This window comes from Rhizobacter sp. AJA081-3 (genome assembly GCF_017795745.1).
GTDB lineage: Bacteria > Pseudomonadota > Gammaproteobacteria > Burkholderiales > Burkholderiaceae_C > Piscinibacter.
The window spans coordinates 4,886,096-4,906,431 of sequence record NZ_CP059067.1 but is presented as its reverse complement, the minus strand read 5'-3'; the positions used below and the strand labels follow the sequence as shown (position 1 = coordinate 4,906,431).

The following is a 20,336-nucleotide window of genomic DNA, read 5'->3' as shown; positions in this document are numbered from 1 at the left end:
TCGCTCTGTGTCGGGGGCCGCCTGCGGCGCAACGCGGGCCCCTTTGAAACGCTGAAGCGGGCCGCAGCCCGCTCGGTGTTGCCGATGCCTGCGCCGTTCAGATCCGCATCGGCATGACGACGTACTTGAAGCCGGCCTGCTCGGGCACGGTGATCAACGCGCTCGAATTGGTGTCCTGCAGCTCGAGCTTGATCATCTCCTGGCTCATGTTCATGAGCGCATCGATCAGGTAGGTCACGTTGAAGCCGATCTCGATGGTGTCGCCGCCGTAGTCGATCTCGAGTTCTTCCTTGGCCTCTTCCTGCTCGGCATTGCTCGAGGCGATGCGCAAGGTGCCCGGCTCGATGTTCACGCGCACGCCCTTGAACTTCTCGCTGGTCAGGATCGCGGCTCGCTGCAGACTGGCCAGCAGCGGCGCACGGCCCAGCGTGACGGCATTCTTGTGGTTCTTGGGGATCACGCGGTTGTAGTCGGGGAACTTGCCCTCGACCAGCTTGGTGACGAACTCCATGCCGCTGAAGACGAACTTCGCCTGGTTGCCGGCGAAGCGCATCTCGATCGCGCCCTCGTCGCCTTCCTTCTCGTCCTTGAGCAGGCGCTGCAGCTCGAGCACGGTCTTGCGCGGCAGGATCACCTCCTGCTTGGGGATCTCGACGTCGAGCGTGGCCTGGGCCAGCGCGAGGCGGTGGCCGTCGGTGGCCACCAGCGTCAGGTTCTTGCCCTCGGCGACGAACAGGATGCCGTTGAGGTAGTAGCGGATGTCGTGCACCGCCATCGCGAAGTGCACCTGGTTGATCAGCGCCTTCAGCGTCTTCTGCGGCACGCTGAACATCGGGCCGAAATCGGCGGCTTCCTGCACCAGCGGGAAATCGTCGCTGGGCAGCGTCTGCAGCGTGAAGCGGCTCTTGCCGCCCTGCAGCGTGAGCTTGCTCTGGTTGGCCGTGAGCGTCACGGTCTGGTCGGCCGGCATCGAACGCAGGATGTCGATGAGCTTGCGCGCGCCGACCGTGGTGGAGAAGTTGCCCGCATCACCGTCGAGCTCGGCCGTGGTGCGAACCTGGATCTCCAGGTCGCTGGTGGTCAGCTCGATCTGGCTGCCGCTCTTGCGAATGAGCACGTTGGCCAGGATCGGCAGCGTGTGACGCCGCTCGACGATGCCGGCCACGGCCTGCAGGGCTGCCAGAACTTTTTCCTGCGTTGTCTTCAAGACAATCATTTGAACCTCTTCATATAGTCGTCTTAGTAGAGGACCGGGCTTTCTGTGGAGAACCGCATTTTCCTCTTTTCCAGCAAGCTCTTACGCGCCGCAAACCCTGTGTGCCTGGGACCCGGGGCGAAGCCGAAGACCGACAACAACTTCGGCGATCGGCCCGCGCCTGTGGACAGGTGGGCAGTTGTTCCGGAACCGTCCACAGGCTTGTGCCTTGACACCCTCAGCCTTTGAGCGTCTGTTCCAGCACGTGCAGCTGCTGGTTCAGTTCGCTGTTCTTCTGCCGCTCGCCGGAGATCTTGCGTACCGCGTGCAGCACCGTCGTGTGGTCGCGCCCGCCGAACAGCTCGCCGATCTCGGGCAGGCTCTTCTGCGTCATCTCCTTGGCCAGGTACATCGCGATCTGGCGCGGCCGGGCGATGCTGGCCGGGCGCTTCTTGCTGTACATGTCGGCGACCTTGATCTTGTAGAAGTCGGCCACCGTCTTCTGGATGTTCTCGACGCCGACCTGCCGGTTCTGGATCGACAGCAGGTCCTTCAGCGCCTCGCGTGCCAGGCCGATGTTGATTTCCTTGTGGCTGAAGCGCGAGTAGGCCAGGATCTTGCGCAGCGCCCCTTCGAGCTCGCGCACGTTGGCGCGCACGTTCTTGGCCACGAAGAAGGCCACGTCCTCGGGCATGGGCGAGCCTTCCTGCTCGGCCTTGCGCATCAGGATGGCCACGCGCATCTCCAATTCGGGGGGCTCGATGGCCACCGTCAGCCCGGCGTCGAAGCGGGAGGTCAGCCGCTCGTCGATGTCCACCAGCCCCTTGGGGTAGGTGTCGCTGGTCATGATGATGTGCGCCTTCTTGGCCAGCAGTGCCTCGAAGGCGTTGAAGAACTCCTCCTGGGTGCGCTCCTTGCCGGCGAAGAACTGCACATCATCGATCAGCAGCAGGTCGAGCTGGTGGTACTTGGCCTTGAGCTCGTCGAAGGTCTTGCGCTGGTAGTTGCGCACGACGTCGGTGATGAACTGCTCCGCGTGCAGGTAAAGGATGCGGGCATCGGGCCGGTCGGCCAGCAGCGCGTTGCCGACGGCGTGGATCAGGTGGGTCTTTCCCAGGCCGACCCCGCCGTAGATGAACAGCGGGTTGTACATCTGCCCGGGCGCGCCGGCCACGTGCAGTGCGGCGGTGCGGGCCATCTGGTTGGCGCGGCCGGGAACGAGCGTGTCGAACGTCAGCTGTGGGTTCAGCCGGCCGCGGGCGGCCGTGGCCGCTGCGGCGGATGGCGACCGGGGCGCCGGGGCATGCTCGGCGCCGACCCGGCTTCCGTTGAGTGCTTGCGCCAGCGGCTGCATCGAGGTGGTCGGCGGGCGCGGCTGCGTGAGTGCCACCGCCTCGCGCGGCGCGAGCGTGATGTCCAGGCGCACCGGCTTGCCGGCGAGCTCGCTCAGCACGGCCTCGATGCGGCCGGCGTACTGGTTGCGGATCCAGTCCAGCTTGAATCGATTGGGCACGCGCACCGTCACCACCGAGCCGCCGCCCGCGTCATCGGTGACGTCGGCGGCCGGCAACGGCCGGATCCAGGTGTTGAATTGCTGCTCTGGCAATTCAGCTGCGAGCTTCTCGCAACCGCGTTGCCACAGGTCTGCCGCCATGTTGTGGAAAAGTTCTTCTCGGAGCGGCCGGATTCTACCCCTCGTGACCGCCCGCGCCAGTGGTTATCCACAGATGAACTAGGTGTCGGTCGCCAGGCCGGCCGAGGCGCCTGAAAGGCCAAGTCGTTGACCGGGAAGGACATTTTTGCTGTAATAGCCGGTTTCCCGAAGCGGGCTGCCGCGTCGGGTTCTGAGCCTCTTCGCGCCACTCGTACTGATTTGCGCGCGACGGGCGAACCGATTCCCGATCAGCTTCGCTGGACCGATCATGAAACGCACCTACCAAGCCTCGAAAGTCCGCCGCGCACGCACGCACGGTTTCCTCGTCCGCATGAAGACCCGCGGCGGCCGCGCGGTCATCAACGCTCGCCGCGCCAAGGGCCGCAAGCGCCTGGCTGTCTGAGGCCCGCCGGCCCGGCGGCCCAGGCTCTGCCCGCATCCGCCTTGCCGTGATCGGCCGAATCGTGCGCTCCGTCGATTTCGAACGCGTCTTGCGGTGCCCGCCGCGAGCACGGTCGGCCCACTTCGCGCTGCACCACCTGGCCGGCGTGCCCACGCCGCCCGCCAAGCCCCTGCGCAAGCGCGAAAATGAACAGTTGTCAACAGGCGAAGCCCGAACCGAGGTCCTGCCTGTGGATGACTCGGCAGTTCAGGCTGCTGCGCCGGGCTCTCGCCTCTGGCTCGGCATGGTGATTCCGAAGCGTCACGCACGCCGCTCGGTGACCCGATCACTTCTGAAGCGACAGATCCGCGCCGCGATCCGCCGCAGCGAGCCCTCGCTCAGCGGCGGCCTGTGGGTGGTGCGACTGCGCTCGCCCTTCGACCGGGCCACCTTTCCGGCAGCAGCATCCACCGCGCTCGGCGTGCTGGCCGGCGAGGAACTCGCCAGGCTGCTCCAGCGGGTGGCCTGAGTACATCGCCATGGATCACGCGCCCTTCCGCTGGATCGACTTGCCGCAACGCGGCCTGATCCTGCTGGTGCGGGGGTACCGGCTGCTGCTCAGTCCCTGGCTGGGCAGCAGTTGCCGTTTCGAGCCGACCTGCTCGGTCTACGCGCTCGAAGCGCTGCAGCGCCACGGTGCGGCGGCTGGCAGCTACCTCGCCGGTGCCCGTGTGCTGCGTTGCCACCCGTGGTGTGACGGCGGGTTCGATCCCGTGCCGCACCGCCCGCCAGCCCTGTTCCGCCGCTTCGTGACCGAAACGGCCCCGTCCACCCCTTCGTCCGACAAGACCCCATGACCGACCTGCGTCGCACCCTGCTGTGGGTGGTGTTCTCGATGTCCCTCGTCCTGATATGGGATGCCTGGAACCGGCACAACGGCGAACCCTCGATGTTCGGCCCGGCCCCTGTGGCCAAGCCGGCCGCGGCCGGTGCGTCGACAGCGCCTGGCGCGGTGCCGGTGCCCTCGGCCGCCGCGCCGGCGGCAGCGACAGCAGCCCCTGGGGCCACACCGGCCGTGGTGCCCGCGGCCGCAGCCTCTGCCGCGCAGGCCCAGCGCGTCACCGTCACCACCGACCTCGTCAAGGCGACGATCGACACCCAAGGTGCCTCGCTGGTGCGGCTCGAGTTGCTCAAGCAGCGAGACCAGAACGATCGCAGCAAGAACGTGGTTCTGTTCGATCAGTCGGCCAAGCGCCTGTACACCGCCCAGACGGGGCTGATCCCGCCGACCGGCGGCGCGGGCCTGCCCAACCACCACACCGTGATGACGCTGGTGCCGGGCGACCTGGCCCTGCGCGATGGCAGCAACGAGGTGCAGGTGCGCTTCGAGTCGCCCGACGTGGGCGGCGTCAAGCTCGCGAAGATCTACACCTTCAAGCGCGGCGACCATGTGATCGGCGTGCGGCACGAGGTGATCAACAGTTCGGGCGCGGCGGTCAACCCGCGCCTGTACCTGCAGCTCGTGCGCGACGGCAACCCGCCGGAAGGCGAATCGAGTTTCTACTTCACCTTCACGGGCCCGGCGGTCTACACCGACGTCACCAAGTTCCAGAAGATCGACTTCAAGACCATCGAGAAGCACAAGGCCGGCGACAAGCCCGACCACGCCACCAGCGGCAACGACGGCTGGGTGGCGATGGTGCAGCACTACTTCGCCTCGGCCTGGCTGGTCGACAACGGCAGCGGCGCCAAGCTGCCGCGCGAGTTCTACACGGGCAAGATCGACACCAATACCTACTCGGTGGGCATGTTCCTGCCCGTCGGCGAGGTGGCGGCCGGTGCGACCAAGGCCTTCGATGCGCAGTTGTTCGTCGGCCCGCAGGAGGAGAACAAGCTTGCCGCGCTGGCGCCCGGCCTGGAGCTGGTGAAGGACTATGGCTGGTTCACCATCCTGGCCAAGCCGCTGTTCTGGCTGCTGACGCAGCTGCACGCGCTGATCGGCAACTGGGGCTGGTCGATCGTCGCGCTCGTGGTGCTGCTGAAGATGGCTTTCTACTGGCTCAACGCCAGCGCCTACCGTTCGATGGCGAAGATGAAGGCCATCAACCCGAAGGTCATGGAACTGCGCGAGCGCCTGAAGGACAAGCCGCAGCAGATGCAGCAGGAGATGATGCGCATCTACCGCGAAGAGAAGGTCAACCCGCTGGGCGGCTGCCTTCCCATCGTGGCGCAGATGCCGTTCTTCATTGCGCTTTACTGGGTGTTGCTGTCCAGCGTCGAGATGCGCCAGGCACCGTGGCTGGGCTGGATCCAGGATCTCTCGGCGATCGACCCCTTCTACATCCTGCCGTTGCTGATGACCGGCACCAGCTTGCTGCAGACCTGGTTGAACCCGACCCCGCCGGATCCGGTGCAAGCCAAGATGATGTGGATCATGCCGCTGATCTTCTCGGTGATGTTCTTCTTCTTCCCCGCCGGCCTGGTGCTGTACTGGCTGACGAACAACATCCTGTCGATCGCGCAGCAGTACCTGATCAACAAGCAACTCGGGGTGCTCGGAAAGTAAGTTCCGACACAGCCGCCGATTTCGTGAATCGTTTGCGTTAGGGGGCTCGCCCCCTCGCATGGGGGCTTGTTCGCCAGGCCGCACACGCCGACCATGGGCACCAGGGAAGCAAGACTTCCATCGGTTCCATGCGGGGCAGACCCGGTACAGCACGAAGGCGTGCACCGGCCGGCTCGGGCAGTGCAACGGACCGGCGCACACAGGCCGGACGCCGCTACCCCCCGCGCCAATCGAGGGCGGTGCGTTGTCGTTTCGACAGCGCACCGCCCTTCGTTCTTGGCACTGCGCGACTGCGCCAGAATCCCCGCATGCTGCCTCGTCATCACGACGCCATCGTTGCCGTCGCCACCGCTCCAGGGCGCGGTGCCGTCGGCATCGTGCGGGTGTCGGGCCGCGCGCTGGAGCCGCTGATCGAGGCGCTGTGCGGCCGGCCGCTGCAGCCGCGCCAGGCGACCTACCTGCCCTTTCTCGCCGCCGACGGCTCGACGCTCGACCAGGGCCTGGCGCTGCACTTTCCGGCACCGCACTCCTACACCGGCGAGTCGGTGCTGGAACTGCAGGCCCATGGCGGCCCGGTGCTGCTGCAGTTGCTGCTGGCACGTTGCCTCGAGGCGGCTGCCCAGAGCGATGCGAAGGGCCGCACCCGGCTGCGTGGGCTTCGTCTGGCCGGGCCTGGAGAATTCACCGAGCGCGCTTTCCTCAACGGCAAGCTCGACCTGGCGCAGGCCGAAGCGGTGAGCGATCTCATCGAAGCCAGCACCGAGTCGGCCGCGCGTTCGGCCGGCCGATCGCTCAGCGGCGAGTTCTCGAAGCAAGTCAACCTGCTGCGCGAACGCCTCGTCGAGCTGCGCATGCTGGTCGAAGCGACGCTGGACTTCCCCGAAGAGGAGATCGACTTCCTCGAGAAGGCTGATGCCCGCGGCCGGCTCGACCGGGTCTGCGCCGCGCTCGATGCCGTGCTCGACCGCGCCCGCAGCGGCGCGCTGCTGCGCGAAGGCATCAAGGTGGTGCTGGCGGGCCAGCCGAACGTGGGCAAGAGTTCGCTGCTCAACGCGCTGGCCGGTGCAGAACTCGCGATCGTCACGCCGATCCCCGGCACCACGCGCGACAAGGTCAGCGAGACCATCCAGATCCATGGCGTGCCGGTGCACGTGATCGACACGGCCGGCCTGCGCGACCCGGACGAATCGGCCGACGAAGTCGAGCGCATCGGCATCGCGCGCAGCTGGGCCGAGATCGCGGGCGCGGACGCGGTGGTGTTTCTGCGCGATCTCACGCGGCAGGGCGAAGCGGGCTACGACGCAGGCGACGCGCGCATCGCCCAGCGCTGGCCGCAGGGCCTGGCCACATCGGGGCGTCTGGTCGAGGTGTTCAACAAGGCCGATGCCTCGAGTGCCGCGCCGCAGGGCGATGCGCTGGTCATCTCGGCGCGCAGCGGCCAGGGGCTGGAAGCTCTGCGCGAGCGGCTGCTGCAACTGGCCGGCTGGCACGCGCAACCCGAGGGCGTGTTCATCGCACGCACGCGCCACGTGCAGGCGCTGCGCCGCACGCGCGAGCACCTCGAACGCGCGCAGGCGCTGGCGGCACAACGCGACGGTGCGCTGGACCTGCTGGCGGAAGAGCTGCGCCTGGCGCACGACGCGCTCGGCGAGATCACAGGGGCCTTCACGGCCGACGACCTGCTCGGCGAGATCTTCGGCCGCTTCTGTATCGGGAAGTAAACCGGCGCGGTCCGGCCGACAGGCGGCGGCGCTGCGTCGACAGTCGGAGCATCAAACGCTTGACTGCGGGTTGAGTGTGCGCAGTGCGCGGCCGATAATCGACCACAAAGCGCCGCTTCGCGGACACCCACGACAAGGAAGATGATGGACATCGCCCCGCTGGTCCAGGCCATGCAGACACTCAACGCGGAAGACGCCTTCCGCGCCAGGCTGACGCTGGATCAATGGCGAGTCATCGCACCGTACCTGACGCGCCACGAGATCCGCTCCGGCGATCTGCTGATCAAGCAGGGCGACGCCGATCGCTCGATGTACTTCCTTGCCCAAGGCTCGCTGCAGGTGTTCGTCACCGGCGGTGTGCCCGGCAGCAGCCGCATCGCCATCCTGCGCGCCGGCTCGGTGGTGGGCGAGCCGGGGCTGTTCAACGACGGGCCGCGCATGGCCAATGTCGAGGCCATGACTGCCTGCGAGGTCTGGGCACTGCGCGGCCCGCGCCTCGAGGAGCTGTCGCAACGCTCGCCGGCGCTGGTGCTGGAGATCCTGCGCGCCGCCGGCAACGTGATGGCCGTGCGCATGCGCGCCAACCTCGCCAAGCAGACGCCGTTCAGCTGAAGCGCCGCAGCGAGGCGCCGTGCCGTTGCGCAGCCGCCGGCAGTTCAGTGCCCCTCGAATGACACCAGGGTGTGCAGCCGCAGCCCGGCGGCGCGCAGCTTGTCGGAGCCATGCAGTTCCGGCAGATCGACGATCGCCGCCCCTTCGATCACCGTGGCACCCAGCCGCTCGAGCAGCCGCATGCCGGCCATCATCGTGCCGCCGGTGGCGATCAGGTCGTCGATCAGCAGCACGCGGTCGCCCGGGCCGACCGCGTCGGTGTGGATCTCCACCGTGGCCGAGCCGTATTCCAGCTCGTAGGTTTCCTCGACCGTCGTGAAGGGCAGCTTGCCCTTCTTACGGATCGGCACGAAGCCGACGTTCAGCTCGTAGGCGAGCACCGAGCCGATGATGAAGCCGCGCGCGTCGAGCCCGGCGATCTTTGTCGGGCGCAGGTCGAAGTAGCGGTGCACGAACTGGTCGATCAGCACGCGGAACACCCGCGGGTTCGACAGCAGCGGCGTGATGTCGCGGAACTGCACGCCCGGCGCCGGCCAGTCGGGCACGGTGCGGATGTGGCTCTTGATGTAGTCGGCGGGGGTCTGCTCGGGGAGGTCGTCGTGGGCCACGGCTCAGTCTTCGAAGCGGATGCGCGCCAGATTGTGGACCTTCCCGCCTGACAGGCGAACCACGACGGCCTCGCCCATGCCCGGGCTCACGCCGGTCAGCGCCGAGATGTTGACCTGGTGCGTCACCCACACCTCGAATCCCTGCGCAGGCAGCTTGCCCAGCGCTGCGCGCAGCTCGGCACTCTGGCCTGGCTCGACCGAGCGGTCGCCGAAGAACGAATTCAAGGGCGCCCAGGCCCGCCCGCGGCCGAAGGCGAGCGTGGCGGTATCGAGGCAGCGGCACCAGGCGCTGGAGCGCACCTCGGCTGGCACCAGGCTGCGCGCGCTGAACCAGGCGCCGATGCGCTGCGACTGGGCACGGCCCTGCTCGCTGAGCTGGCGCTGCGTCGCGCAGTCGTCCAGGCGAAAGCCCGGCGGGTCGCCGATGCCTGGCTCGGTGGCGGCGTGGCGCAGCAGCACGGCGACGCCGCCGCGGCGCAGTGCCGCTGCCGCATCGACGGCCGGTGCGGCCTCGGCCCTGTCGACCGACGGCAGGCCGAGCCAGGGCAGGCCGAGCCCGGCCAGAACAACGCGGCGCTTCATGGTGACAAGGCTCCTAGGTGCGGCCCAGCAGTTTGCCCTCGGCCAGCGCCAGCGGCTCGGGCAGCCCCGACAGCACCAGGGTGTCGCCCGCTCCGAGCACCATGGCCTCGTCGGGCTTGCTGACCGCGCCGGAGGCGCGCCGCACCGACACCACCGTGACGCCGATGGCATGCAGCGCCTGGTCGGCCAGGGTGCGACCGACACTGGCGGCGGCCACCGGCAGCGTGATGCTGTGCAGGCGCGCCGTGTGCAGGTCATCGGCGGTGTCGTCGTCGGCGCCGTGGAAGTAGCCGCGCAGCAGGCCGTAACGCGCGTCGCGCTGGTCCTGCACGACGCGGATCACGCGCCGCATCGGCACGCCGACGAGCGCGAGCGCATGGCTGGCCAGCATCAGCGAACCCTCGATCGCCTCGGGCACCACCTCGGTCGCGCCGGCGGCGCGCAGCTTCTCCATCTCGGAGTCATCGATGGTGCGCACGATCACCGGCACCTTCGGTGCATGTTCCTGCACCAGGCGAAGGATCTTCAGCGCCGAGGCGGTGTCCTGGTAGCTGACCACCACCGCGCTGGCACGCGCCAGGCCGGCCGCCATCAGGCTCTGCAGCCTGGCGGCGTCGCCGAACACCACGCTCTGGCCGGCGGCAGCGGCCTGGCGCACGCGATCGGGGTCGAGGTCCAGCGCCATGTAGGGAATGTGCTCGCCCTCGAGGATGCGCGCCAGGTTCTGGCCGCTGCGGCCGTAGCCGGCGATGATCACGTGCGCCTCGGCGTTGATCGAGCGCTTGGCGATGGTCGTCATCGCCACCGACTGCATCAGCCAGTCGCTGGCCGACAGCTTCATGACGATGCGGTTGCTGTACAGCACCAGCACCGGCGTGGCCATCATCGACAGCACCATGCTGGCCAGCACCGGGCTGAGCCATTGCGGGTCGATCAGCTGGTTGGCCGCACCGAGTGTCAGCAGCACGAAGCCGAATTCTCCGGCCTGCGCCAGGTAGAGGCCGGTGCGCAGCGCGGTGCCCGGTGCCGCACCGAAAATGCGGGCCAGCGCGGCGACCAGCACGAACTTGGCCACCACCGGCCCCATGGTGAGCAGCAGCACCAGCGGCCACTCGGCGAGCACCGGCCGCCAGTCGAGCTTCATGCCGATGGTGATGAAGAACAGGCCGAGCAGCACGTCGTGGAAGGGCCGGATGTCGGTTTCCACCTGGTGCTTGTATTCGGTCTCTGCCACCAGCATGCCGGCGACGAAAGCGCCCAGGGCGAGCGACAGCCCGAAGTGCTCGGTCAGCCAGGCCAGGCCCAGCGTGACGAGCAGCAGGTTGAGGATGAACAGCTCCTCGCTCTTGCGCCTGGCCACCAGAGTGAGCCACCAGCGCATCACGCGCTGCCCGCCGACCAGCAGCAGCGTCAGCAGCACGCCGGCCTTGAGAGCGGCCCAGCCGAGCGAGACGGCCATGTCCTTGCCGGTCGAATCCAGGGCCGGGATGAGCACCAGCAGCGGCACCACGGCCAGATCCTGGAACAGCAGCACGCCCATCACGCGGCGGCCGTGCTCGCTCTCGAGCTCGAGCCGATCGGACATCAGCTTGACGACGATGGCCGTGCTCGACATGGCCATCGCACCGCCGAGCACGATGGCGCCCTGCCACGACAGCTCCCAGGGCCGCGCCGTGAACGAGTAGACCCACACGAGAAAGTAGTGGCCGAGCACCGAGCCGACGATGGTCAGCACCACCTGTGCAAGCCCCAGCCCGAAGACCAGCTTGCGCATGCTCTTGAGCTTGGGCAGGTTGAACTCCAGCCCGATCACGAACATCAGGAACACGACGCCGAACTCGGCCAGGTACTGCACGCCGGCCGAGTCCTTGGCCAGCGCTGTGGCATTGGGCCCGATCAGCACGCCGACCACCAGGTAGCCGAGCATCGGCGGCAGCTTGGCCAGACGGCAGGCGACGACGCCGGTCACCGCGGCCACCAGGTAGAGCAGCACGAGTTCGAGCGTCGAGGCCATGGATGCGGTCGGTGGGGATGGTCCGATCCTACTGGACGCGCGAGGCTCGGCTAGACTGCGGCGGCCATGCCGCGCCCCGTCGTCGAACCCGTCCTGCGCTTCGCGCCCGAGCTGCTGCTCGCCGCGCAGGGTGTGCGTGTCGCGATCTTCGATGTCGACGGCGTGCTCACCGACGGGCGCATCTACATCGGCGAGCAGGGCGAGGCCTTCAAGGCCTTCAGCACGCTCGACGGCCACGGCCTGAAGCTGCTCGCGCAGGGCGGCATCGTGCCGGTGGTGATCACCGGGCGCGACTCGCCGGCGGTGCGGCGGCGCGTGGCCGACCTGGGCATCGCGCAGGCCGTGTACGGCGCGGCCGACAAGCTGGCCGCTGCCACGCCGCTGCTCGCGCGCCTGGGCGTGGGCTGGGACGCCGTCGCCGCAATGGGCGACGACTGGCCCGACCTGCCGCTGATGACCCGCGCCGCCTTCGCCTGCGCACCGGCCGCCGCGCACGCCGAGGTGCGTGCCATCGCCGACCACGTCACGCACGCGCACGGCGGCCACGGCGCGGCGCGCGAGTGCTGCGACCTGCTGCTCACCGCGGCCGGCCGCTACGTCGATCTGCTGCAGGGGCATCTGACCACGCTGGACGGCGGCGGCTCGTGAACGAGACGCTGGACGATCTCGCGGTGCTCGCGCCGGCCCCGGCGAGCGACCGGCGCCGGTTGCGCCTGCCCTGGCACCTGCGCCTGCTGGAGGCGCTCACCGCCTACCTGCCGGTGCTGCTGATGAGCACGCTCGCGCTCGGCACCTGGTGGCTGGTGAACGTGACGCCCCAGCCCGAGACCCAGCGCGCCGTGGCGCCGCCACGCCATGAGCCCGACTACACGATGCAGAACTTCACCGTCCAGCGCTTTTCCGCCGACGGCCGCATGCGCGTGCAGATCGAAGGTGTCGAGTTGCGCCACTACCCGGACACCGACACGCTGGAGATCGAGAACCCGCGCATCCGCGCCGTCGACATTGCGGGCCGCGTGACGCGGGCGTCGGCGCTGCGCGCGTTGTCCAACGGCGACGGCAGCGAGCTGCAACTGTTCGGCTCGGCGCAGGTGGTGCGCGAAGCGCCGACCGCGCAGGAGACGATGGAGTTCCGCAGCGAGTTCCTGCACGCCTTTCTGAACACCGAGCGGGTGCGCTCGCACCTGCCGGTGGTGGTGCGGCGCGGCGGCACCGAGGTGCGCGCCGAGGGCATGGAGTACGACAACCTGGCCCGCGTCGTCGAGCTGAAGGGCCGGCAGCGCGCCGTCTTCACGCCGCGCGCACGGCCGACCGAACCCTGAGGGCCGCGTGAACGCTGCACCACTCGTCTTCATCACCGGCGCCTCCAGCGGCATCGGCCAGGCGCTGGCCGCCAGATTCCGGCGAGCGGGTTATCGGCTCGCACTCGTGGCGCGCCGCGAGGCCGAGGTGCGCGCCTGGGCCACGGCGCAGGGCTGCAGCGAGGCCGACGCCGGCGTCTATGCGGCCGACGTGCGCGACCTGGCAGCCATCGAGGCCGCCGGCCGTGCCTGCATCGCCGCGCAGGGCGTGCCCGACGTGGTGATCGCCAACGCCGGCATCAGCGTGGGCATCGACACCGAAATCTTCGACGACCTCGAGGTGATGCGCGCCACCTACGAGACCAACGTGATCGGCGTGGCCGCGACCTTCCACCCGTTCATGCGCGCGATGCGCCGGCGCCGCAGCGGCACGCTGGTGGGCATCGCCAGTGTGGCGGGCATCCGCGGCCTGCCCGGGCACGGCGCCTACTGCTCGAGCAAATCGGCGGTGATCAGCTACTGTGAAAGCCTGCGCGGCGAGATGCGACCCGACGCTGTGCGCGTCGTCACGCTGCTGCCCGGCTACATCGACACACCGCTGACGCGCGAGAACCGCTACAGCATGCCCTTCCTGATGACCGCCGAAGACTTCGCCGACCAGGCCTTCGAGGCCATCCGCGCCGGCACCAGCTACCGCGTCATCCCGTGGCAGATGGGCATCGTCGCCAAGCTGCTGCGCCTGTTGCCCAATGCGCTGTTCGACCGCGTGCTGGCCGGGCGGCCACGCAAGCATCGACAAGGCGAATGAGCCCGCCTACACTCGCGGCCACCGCACGGCGCGGTCGCCAAGGCGCTTCACAAGCGTCCGCGACAAGGAGGCTCCCATGACTGACATTCGCAACGCCTGATGGCCCCGGCCGGGCCCGGTCTCACCAACCCTCCCGGCCCCCATTGACCGCCGCATCGCGCGCGGTCCATCGATGATCCCGGCGCCGCGCGGCCACGAGCCTGCGTGGGCGCCCGCACGCGAGAGTTCGACATGAGAGAGTTTCCCCCGCGCCGCCTTCGCGCCTGGCGCCTGCTGGTGAGTTGTGCCGTGGCTGCCATGAGCTTGACGGTCGTCGCGCAGACGCCGTCGCCCTCCTTCTACCCCGCCGGCGCGCAGCCACGCGCGCTGCGGCCGCCGCCCGAGACGCCGCCGCTGCGCATCGACGGCCGCCTGGACGAAGCCCCCTGGCAGACGGCGCCGGTGCACGACGCCTTCGTGCAGTACCTGCCGCGGGACCGCCAACCCGTGCCCGAGGGCTACCGCACGACGATGCAGATCGTCGTCGAGGAGCATGCGCTGGTGGTCGGCATCCGTGCCTGGGACCCGCGGCCCGAGGAGATCCGCGCGCCGCTGATGCGGCGCGACCAGGTGCGCCGCGACCAGGACTTCGTCTCGGTAGTGATCGACCCGGTGGGCACGCGGCGCTCGGCGCAATTCGTGCGCGTCAACGCGGCGGGCGTGGTCGCCGACGGCATGTTCATCGCCGCGACCGACACCGAGGATTTCTCGCCGGACTTCGAAGTCGAGGCTGCAGCGCAGCGCCTTGCCGACGGCTACAGCGTCGAGCTGCGCCTGCCGCTGATGACGCTGCGCTACCCCTACGAAGGCGGCGCGCCGTGGCGCATCATGGCCACGCGCGGCATCCCGCGCGAGTCCAGCATGCTGATGCTGAGCGCGCCGCTGACCAAGGACGCGCTGAACTTCATCGCCGAATTGCAGCCCATCGCCGGGCTGGAAGACATCGCCGAGCGCGTGCGCTCGCATGCGCTGCTGTCGATGCGGCCGGAGCTGACGCTGCGCTCGACACGCCGCAGCGATGGTGTGTCGAGCGAGCGCGCCTCGCGCGGCGCGCTCGGCGCCGAGATCAAGTGGCGTCCGCGTGCCGACTGGGTGTTCGACGCGACGCTGAACCCCGACTTCTCGCAGGTCGAACTCGACGTGCCGCAGCTCGCCGGCAACACCCGCTTCGCGCTGAGCGTGCCGGAGAAGCGGCCGTTCTTCCTCGAGAGCACCGACGTGCTCGACCTGCCGCTGGCGGCCTTCTATTCGCGCTCGATCACCGACCCGGGCTGGGGCCTGCGCGCCACCTGGCGCGGCGTGCAAGCCGATGCGACGGCGCTGACGCTGCGCGACGACGGCGGCGGCCTGCTGTTGCGCCCCGGCCCCTTCGCCACCGACGTGCTGCTGCAGGACCGCCGTTCGCAGGCCACGCTGCTGCGCGGGCGCTGGCACGGCGAGCAGTACAGCGCCGGTGCACTGCTGTCGCAACGCGACGAGACCGCGGGTGCCAGCAACCGCGTCGCAGGGGCGGACCTGGTCTGGCGGCCCGACGAGGAGCAGCAGTTCCGCGCCCGCGCGATGGCCTCGCGCAGCCATGACGATGCCGGCGGGCCCGGCCAGAGCGGGCACCACCTGAACGCCGCGTGGTGGATGCGCGTGCCCGGCTGGAACTTCACTGCGGAGGCGACCGAGGTCAGCCCGAAATTCCGCAACGACAACGGCTTCGTCGAGCAGGCCGGTGCGCGCGTCCTGCAGACCGAGCTGATCCGTCGCTGGGGCGAAGTCCAGGTGCCGGGGCCGCTCGGCTTCCGGGCCCACGAGTTCGAGACCTACGTGTGGCTGCAGCACAAGAGCACGCTGGCCGACGCCGGCGTGCCCGGCGGGCAGACCATCGGGCGCTACGTGCACCCGGGCATCTGGCTGGTCGCGTCGCGCAACACCGAGGCCTCGGTGCAACTGCAGTTCGACGCCGAGCGGGCGCGCAGCGATGCGCCGCTGCACTCCATGCGCGCAGTGGAGATCAACTACAGCGTCAACCCGGCGCCCTGGCTCACCAAGCTGCACCTTCAAAGCACGATCGGCCAGCGGCTCGATGTCGAGGCCGACCGTGTCGGCCGTGGCCTGCGCGCGCTGTTCGAGCTGAACCTGCGCGCACCGATCGGCCCGCGCTGGTGGGTCGAGTCCGAGCAGCGTCTGGAGCAGAACTTCATCGACGCGCCCGACGGCCGCCGCGCGCTGGCCGACACGGCGCTGCAATGGCTGGGCGTGCTGCACTTCGATGCGCGCGACTCGCTGCGCGCGGTCTGGCAGGGCACGCGCTTCGTGCGTTACGGCACCGGCGAGCTGCCGGCGCCGGCCGACCTGCGCGGGCAGAGCACCTCGATCGTGTTCCAGCGCCGCTTCGGCCTGGGCCGCAGCCTCAGCACGGGCATCAGCCGCCAGACCGAACGGCCCGCACCGGGCGCGCCGCGCCGCAGCGAGAGCGAGCTCTTCGTGAAGGCCTCGTTCGAGTTCGGCTCATGAAAAAGGGCGGCGTGCTTTCGCACCCGCCCTTCTTGCCGAACGTGACTGGCTGCTGTCAGTAGCCGCCGCGGCTTCCGCCGCCGCTGCCGTAGCTGCCGCCGCCACCGCCGGAGCGGCCACCGCCGCCACCGCCGTAGCCGCCGCCACCGCCGGAGCGGCCACCGCCACCACCACCGTAGCCGCCGCCACCGCCGGAGCGGCCACCGCCGCCACCGCCGTAACCGCCGCCACTGCCACCACCGCCGCCGTAGCCGCCACCACCGCCGTAGCCACCGCCGCCACCGGAGCGGCCGCCACCGCCGCCGCCGAAGCCGCCCGGACGCTCTTCGCGCGGGCGGGCCTCGTTGACGACGAGCGCGCGGCCCTGGAGCGGTTGGCCGTTCATGCCGTTGATGGCCGATTGAGCCTCGGCATCCGAGCCCATCTCGACGAAGCCGAAGCCCTTCGAGCGACCGGTGTCGCGATCCATCATGACCTTTGCCGAGGTCACCGTGCCGAACTGCGAGAACGACTGTTGAAGATCCTCATCACGGATCGAATAGGCGAGGTTACCGACGTAGAGTTTGTTGCCCATGGGAGAGCCCCTTTCCATTTCCTACAGACCATGTGGAGCTTCTACCCATCGTGAACCATTCAAGCGAAGGCGCCGCGTCCATACACAGACTGGCGAATATAAGTGAACTGCGCAAAACTGCGCATCGATTCACGGCAGAAAGTGTTGTTTTCGGGCTGAGGGTCGCCGGCGCCGCCCCTCGGCGGCCCGGCCAGCGCGGCACTACGATGCACGGATGGATCTCTTCAAGCCGCTGATTGCGCTGCTGGCCATCGTCAACCCGATCGGGGTTATCCCTTTCTTCATCCATTTCACCCAGGGGTTCAGCCGCGAGCAGCGGCAACGCACCATCCGGGTGGCCGCCTTCAGCGCCTTCTGCGTCATCGCGGTGAGCGCACTGGCCGGGATCAAGATCATCGAGTTCTTCGGCATCTCGCTGGCGTCTTTCCAGGTCGGCGGCGGCATGCTGCTGCTGATCTCGTCGCTGCAGATGCTCAACGCCCAACCGGCCGAGGGCCGCAAGGAAGACGTCAACGACGGCGACACCAAGGTCGACGCTGGCGACAGCATCGCCATCGTGCCACTGACCATTCCGCTGCTCACCGGCCCGGCGACCATCTCCACCATGGTCATCTACGCCGACAAGACGCGCCACTGGTGGGAGCTCGCCGTGCTGGTGGGCTACGGTGTCGTCATCGGGCTGGCGGTGTGGGTGGCATTCAGCCTGTCCGGGCGCATCGCCAAGGTGCTGGGCAAGACCGGCATCAACGTGATGACGCGGCTGATGGGCCTGATCCTGGCCGCGCTGGCGGTCGAGGTGATGAGCGACGGGCTGGTCAAGCTGTTCCCGGCGCTGGTCGCGACCGCACGCTGAGCCCGGCGATGCGGGAGGCGCGAGACGGGTCCAGCGCGGCGCTGGCCACGGCGGTCGGCCTGGCCGGCCTGGCATCGGCGATGGGTGTCGGCCGCTTCGCCTTCACGCCGATGCTGCCGCTGATGCAGGCCGCGGGCCTGCTCGACCTGCCGCAGGGCGCCTGGCTGGCCGCGATCAACTACTTCGGCTACCTCGTCGGCGCGCTGATCTGCGCCTTCTTTCCGCCGCCGCCGCTGCAGGCAGCGCGCTGGGGGCTGGCGGCCGTGGCCGTGCTGACCCTGGCGATGGGCCTTCCGCTCGGATTCGCATCCTGGCTGCTGCTGCGCTTCGGCGCCGGCGTGGCCAGCGCCTGCGTGCTGGTCGGTGTGTCGGCCTGGGCCTTGACGACGCTGGCGGCGCAGGGCCGCTCCAGCCTCGCCGGCGTGTTGTTTGCCGGCGTGGGCACCGGCATCGCCGCGGCCGGGCTGGTCGGCCTGGCCGCCGGCACGGCGGGCCTGGCGCCGGCGCCGACCTGGCTGTTGCTGGGCAGCGCGAGCGCGCTCGTCGCGACCGCGGCGTGGTGGGCCCTGCCCGCGCGCAGCGAAGCCGGCGCGCGCGGCGCCGACGTTCCGTCGCCGATCAGGGCGGCGGGCTGGCGGCTGGTGGTCTGCTACGGCCTGTTCGGCTTCGGCTACATCGTGCCGGCCACCTTCCTGCCGGCGCAGGCGCGCGTGCTCGTGCCCGACCCGGCGCTGTTCGGCTGGGTGTGGCCGGCCTTCGGCCTGGCGGCGGCCCTGTCGACGCTGCTGGCCTCGGCGCTGTTCCGCGAGGTACCGCCGCGGCGGCTGTGGGCGGTGTCGCAGGGCGTGATGGCGGCCGGGCTGCTCGCAGCGGCGATGTGGCCGAGCCTGGCGGGGCTGCTGGTGTGCGCGGTGTGTGTCGGAGGCACGTTCATGGTGATGACGATGGCCGCCATGCAGGAGGCGCGGCGGCTCGCCGGACCCGGCGCACCGCGGTTGATCGCCGCGATGACCGCGGCCTTCGCGGCCGGCCAGTTGATCGGCCCCTTCACGGTCAAGTGGTTCGGCAGCGCGGGCGGCGATGCTCTGCGCTACCCGCAGCTGCTGGCGGCCGCCTGCCTGCTGGCCAGCGCGGCGGCGCTGTGGCCCGGCGAGACCGATTCGGCGGCGCGTGCCGCGACGCCGCGCTGAACGGGCTTCTCCGTATCATCGCGCCCAGAACACGAGGGCAGGGATGAGCGAGACGCGATACGACTACATCGTCTGCGGTGCCGGCACGGCCGGCTGCCTGCTGGCCAACCGCCTGAGCGCTGACGAGAGCAAGCGGGTGCTGCTGGTCGAGGCCGGGGGCAACGACGACTACCTGTGGGTGCACATCCCGGTCGGCTACCTGTACTGCATCGGCAACCCGCGCACCGATTGGCTCTACGCCACCGAGCCCGACGCGGGCCTGAACGGCCGTTCGCTTCGCTACCCGCGTGGCAAGGTGCTGGGCGGCTGCAGCAGCATCAACGGCATGATCTACATGCGCGGCCAGGCGCGCGACTACGACCACTGGGGCGCGCTGGGCAACGAAGGCTGGAGCTGGGACGAGTGCCTGCCCTACTTCCTGCGCCACGAGGACTTCCACAAGGGCGCCGACGCCTTCCACGCTGCGCCCGGGTTCGACGAGAGCGGTGCGCGCCAGGGCGGCGAATGGCGCGTCGAGAAGCAGCGCCTGCGCTGGGAGATCCTCGACGCCTTCGCGCAGGCCGCGCAGCAGGCCGGCATCCCGGCCAGCGACGACTTCAACCGCGGCGACAACGAAGGCGTGGGCTACTTCGAGGTCAACCAGCGCGCCGGCGTGCGCTGGAACGCCACCAAGGCCTTCCTGCGCCCGGTGCAGGAGCGCGACAACCTGCAGGTGTGGACCGGCGCGCACATCTCGCGCCTGCTGCTGGCTCACAACGAAGCCGAGGGATCCTGGGACGGCAGTCGCCGCGCCGTGGGCATCGAGGTGATGCCGCACGGCGGCGGCACGCCCGTGCAGGCGCGGCTGCGCGAGGGCGGCGAGGTGATCCTGGCCACCGGCGCCATCGGCACGCCGCAGATCCTGCAGCTCTCGGGCATCGGCCCGGCGCCGCTGCTTCGCGAGCACGGCATCGCTGTCGAGCACGAGCTGCCCGGCGTCGGCGAGAACCTGCAAGACCACCTGCAGATCCGCGCGGTGTTCCAGGTCGACGGCGTGACGACGCTGAACACGCTGGCCAACTCCTGGTGGGGCAAGGCGCGCATCGGCCTGGAGTACCTGTTCAAGCGCAGCGGGCCGATGAGCATGGCGCCCTCGCAGCTGGGCGCCTTCACGCGCAGCGACCCGGGCCAGCCGCATGCCAACCTCGAGTACCACGTGCAGCCGCTGTCTCTCGACGCCTTCGGCCAGCCGCTGCACCGCTATCCGGCCTTCACCGCCAGCGTGTGCAACCTCAACCCGGCCAGCCGCGGCGCGGTGCGCATCCGCACGGCGAACAGCAGCGATGCGCCGAGCATCGCGCCGAACTACCTGTCCACCGACGAAGACCGGCTCATCGCCGCCGAGTCGCTGCGCCTGACACGGCGCATCGTCGCGCAGCCGGCGCTGTCGAAGTACCAGCCGCGCGAAGTGAAGCCGGGCGTGCAGTTCCAGACCGACGCGGAGCTGGCGCGGCTGGCCGGTGACATCGGCACCACCATCTTCCACCCGGTGGGCACCGCGAAGATGGGGCCGGCGAGCGACCCGATGGCGGTGGTCGACGCACGGCTGCGCGTGCACGGCGTGCAGGGCCTGCGCGTGGCCGACGCCAGCGTGATGCCCACCATCACCAGCGGCAACACCAATTCGCCCACGCTGATGATCGCCGAGCGCGCGGCGCAGTGGATCGCGCAGGAGCGTCGCTGACGCCCCGCC

Annotated in this window: 19 protein-coding genes; 13 read left to right on the top strand and 6 right to left on the bottom strand. The window is 69.5% G+C overall.

Going from position 1 to position 20,336, the window contains the following annotated elements; all coding sequences use genetic code 11:
• Nucleotides 1-97: 97 nt before the first annotated feature.
• Nucleotides 98-1,216, bottom strand: a complete 1,119-nt coding sequence (gene dnaN / locus HZ992_RS23205) for a DNA polymerase III subunit beta (RefSeq protein WP_209384195.1) — start codon at nucleotides 1,214-1,216, stop codon at nucleotides 98-100.
• Between the two features lie 217 nt (nucleotides 1,217-1,433).
• Nucleotides 1,434-2,849 (bottom strand): chromosomal replication initiator protein DnaA, encoded by a 1,416-nt coding sequence (gene dnaA, locus HZ992_RS23200; RefSeq protein ID WP_209384194.1) that lies wholly within the window; start codon nucleotides 2,847-2,849, stop codon nucleotides 1,434-1,436.
• Nucleotides 2,850-3,117: 268 nt separating this feature from the next.
• Here dnaA and rpmH point away from each other — a divergent pair, with 268 nt between their 5' ends.
• The 6 genes from rpmH (at nucleotide 3,118) to HZ992_RS23170 (ending at nucleotide 8,130) form a co-directional block, all read left to right on the top strand.
• Complete coding sequence (rpmH, locus tag HZ992_RS23195; protein ID WP_007834827.1) at nucleotides 3,118-3,252, top strand: 50S ribosomal protein L34; 135 nt, start codon at nucleotides 3,118-3,120, stop codon at nucleotides 3,250-3,252.
• Nucleotides 3,253-3,298: 46 nt separating this feature from the next.
• On the top strand, nucleotides 3,299-3,760 hold the full coding sequence (locus tag HZ992_RS23190) for a ribonuclease P protein component (RefSeq protein ID WP_209384193.1): 462 nt from the start codon (nucleotides 3,299-3,301) through the stop codon (nucleotides 3,758-3,760).
• A gap of 10 nt (nucleotides 3,761-3,770) precedes the next feature.
• Nucleotides 3,771-4,088 (top strand): membrane protein insertion efficiency factor YidD, encoded by a 318-nt coding sequence (gene yidD / locus HZ992_RS23185; protein ID WP_209384191.1) that lies wholly within the window; start codon nucleotides 3,771-3,773, stop codon nucleotides 4,086-4,088.
• Nucleotides 4,085-5,797, top strand: coding sequence for a membrane protein insertase YidC (yidC, locus tag HZ992_RS23180; protein ID WP_209384190.1), 1,713 nt, complete (start codon nucleotides 4,085-4,087; stop codon nucleotides 5,795-5,797). Before yidD ends, yidC begins: the two co-directional genes overlap by 4 nt.
• Before the next feature lie 308 nt (nucleotides 5,798-6,105).
• The gene (gene mnmE / locus HZ992_RS23175) at nucleotides 6,106-7,518 is read left to right on the top strand and encodes a tRNA uridine-5-carboxymethylaminomethyl(34) synthesis GTPase MnmE (protein ID WP_209384189.1); all 1,413 of its coding nucleotides are present in this window, start codon (nucleotides 6,106-6,108) and stop codon (nucleotides 7,516-7,518) included.
• Nucleotides 7,519-7,662: 144 nt separating this feature from the next.
• Entirely contained in the window at nucleotides 7,663-8,130 is a 468-nt protein-coding gene (locus HZ992_RS23170; protein WP_209384188.1) for a cyclic nucleotide-binding domain-containing protein, read from the top strand.
• Nucleotides 8,131-8,174: 44 nt separating this feature from the next.
• On the opposite strand, the gene HZ992_RS23165 is transcribed toward HZ992_RS23170, so the two are convergent.
• Genes HZ992_RS23165 through HZ992_RS23155 form a run of 3 tightly spaced genes read right to left on the bottom strand, consistent with a single transcriptional unit; the run spans nucleotide 8,175 to nucleotide 11,334 of the window.
• Nucleotides 8,175-8,738: an adenine phosphoribosyltransferase gene (locus HZ992_RS23165; RefSeq protein WP_209384187.1), complete on the bottom strand. Its 564-nt coding sequence runs from the start codon at nucleotides 8,736-8,738 to the stop codon at nucleotides 8,175-8,177.
• A gap of 3 nt (nucleotides 8,739-8,741) precedes the next feature.
• Nucleotides 8,742-9,320, bottom strand: coding sequence for a histidine phosphatase family protein (locus tag HZ992_RS23160; RefSeq protein ID WP_209384186.1), 579 nt, complete (start codon nucleotides 9,318-9,320; stop codon nucleotides 8,742-8,744).
• 13 nt (nucleotides 9,321-9,333) lie between these two features.
• Entirely contained in the window at nucleotides 9,334-11,334 is a 2,001-nt protein-coding gene (locus HZ992_RS23155; protein ID WP_209384185.1) for a monovalent cation:proton antiporter family protein, read from the bottom strand.
• Nucleotides 11,335-11,400: 66 nt separating this feature from the next.
• On the opposite strand from HZ992_RS23155, the gene HZ992_RS23150 reads away from it, so the two are divergent.
• The 4 genes from HZ992_RS23150 to HZ992_RS23135 all read left to right on the top strand — a co-directional run bounded on the left by HZ992_RS23150 (nucleotide 11,401) and on the right by HZ992_RS23135 (nucleotide 15,987).
• The gene (locus HZ992_RS23150; protein WP_209384184.1) at nucleotides 11,401-11,982 is read left to right on the top strand and encodes a KdsC family phosphatase; all 582 of its coding nucleotides are present in this window, start codon (nucleotides 11,401-11,403) and stop codon (nucleotides 11,980-11,982) included.
• Nucleotides 11,979-12,656, top strand: coding sequence for an LPS export ABC transporter periplasmic protein LptC (lptC, locus tag HZ992_RS23145; RefSeq protein ID WP_245213252.1), 678 nt, complete (start codon nucleotides 11,979-11,981; stop codon nucleotides 12,654-12,656). Before HZ992_RS23150 ends, lptC begins: the two co-directional genes overlap by 4 nt.
• Before the next feature lie 7 nt (nucleotides 12,657-12,663).
• Entirely contained in the window at nucleotides 12,664-13,443 is a 780-nt protein-coding gene (locus HZ992_RS23140) for an SDR family oxidoreductase (RefSeq protein WP_209384182.1), read from the top strand.
• Between the two features lie 231 nt (nucleotides 13,444-13,674).
• Nucleotides 13,675-15,987 (top strand): carbohydrate binding family 9 domain-containing protein, encoded by a 2,313-nt coding sequence (locus HZ992_RS23135; RefSeq protein WP_209384180.1) that lies wholly within the window; start codon nucleotides 13,675-13,677, stop codon nucleotides 15,985-15,987.
• A 55-nt stretch (nucleotides 15,988-16,042) separates the two neighbouring features.
• Here HZ992_RS23135 and HZ992_RS23130 read toward each other — a convergent pair whose 3' ends face one another.
• Complete coding sequence (locus HZ992_RS23130) at nucleotides 16,043-16,561, bottom strand: RNA-binding regulator (protein WP_209384179.1); 519 nt, start codon at nucleotides 16,559-16,561, stop codon at nucleotides 16,043-16,045.
• A 214-nt stretch (nucleotides 16,562-16,775) separates the two neighbouring features.
• Between HZ992_RS23130 and HZ992_RS23125 the strand changes: the two genes are divergently transcribed.
• From HZ992_RS23125 to HZ992_RS23115, 3 genes are read left to right on the top strand one after another with little or no spacing between them, the layout of a single operon-like run.
• On the top strand, nucleotides 16,776-17,414 hold the full coding sequence (locus HZ992_RS23125) for a MarC family protein (protein WP_209384177.1): 639 nt from the start codon (nucleotides 16,776-16,778) through the stop codon (nucleotides 17,412-17,414).
• Between the two features lie 8 nt (nucleotides 17,415-17,422).
• On the top strand, nucleotides 17,423-18,604 hold the full coding sequence (locus HZ992_RS23120; RefSeq protein WP_209384175.1) for a YbfB/YjiJ family MFS transporter: 1,182 nt from the start codon (nucleotides 17,423-17,425) through the stop codon (nucleotides 18,602-18,604).
• Nucleotides 18,605-18,647: 43 nt separating this feature from the next.
• On the top strand, nucleotides 18,648-20,327 hold the full coding sequence (locus tag HZ992_RS23115) for a GMC family oxidoreductase (RefSeq protein WP_209384173.1): 1,680 nt from the start codon (nucleotides 18,648-18,650) through the stop codon (nucleotides 20,325-20,327).
• Nucleotides 20,328-20,336 lie beyond the last annotated feature (9 nt).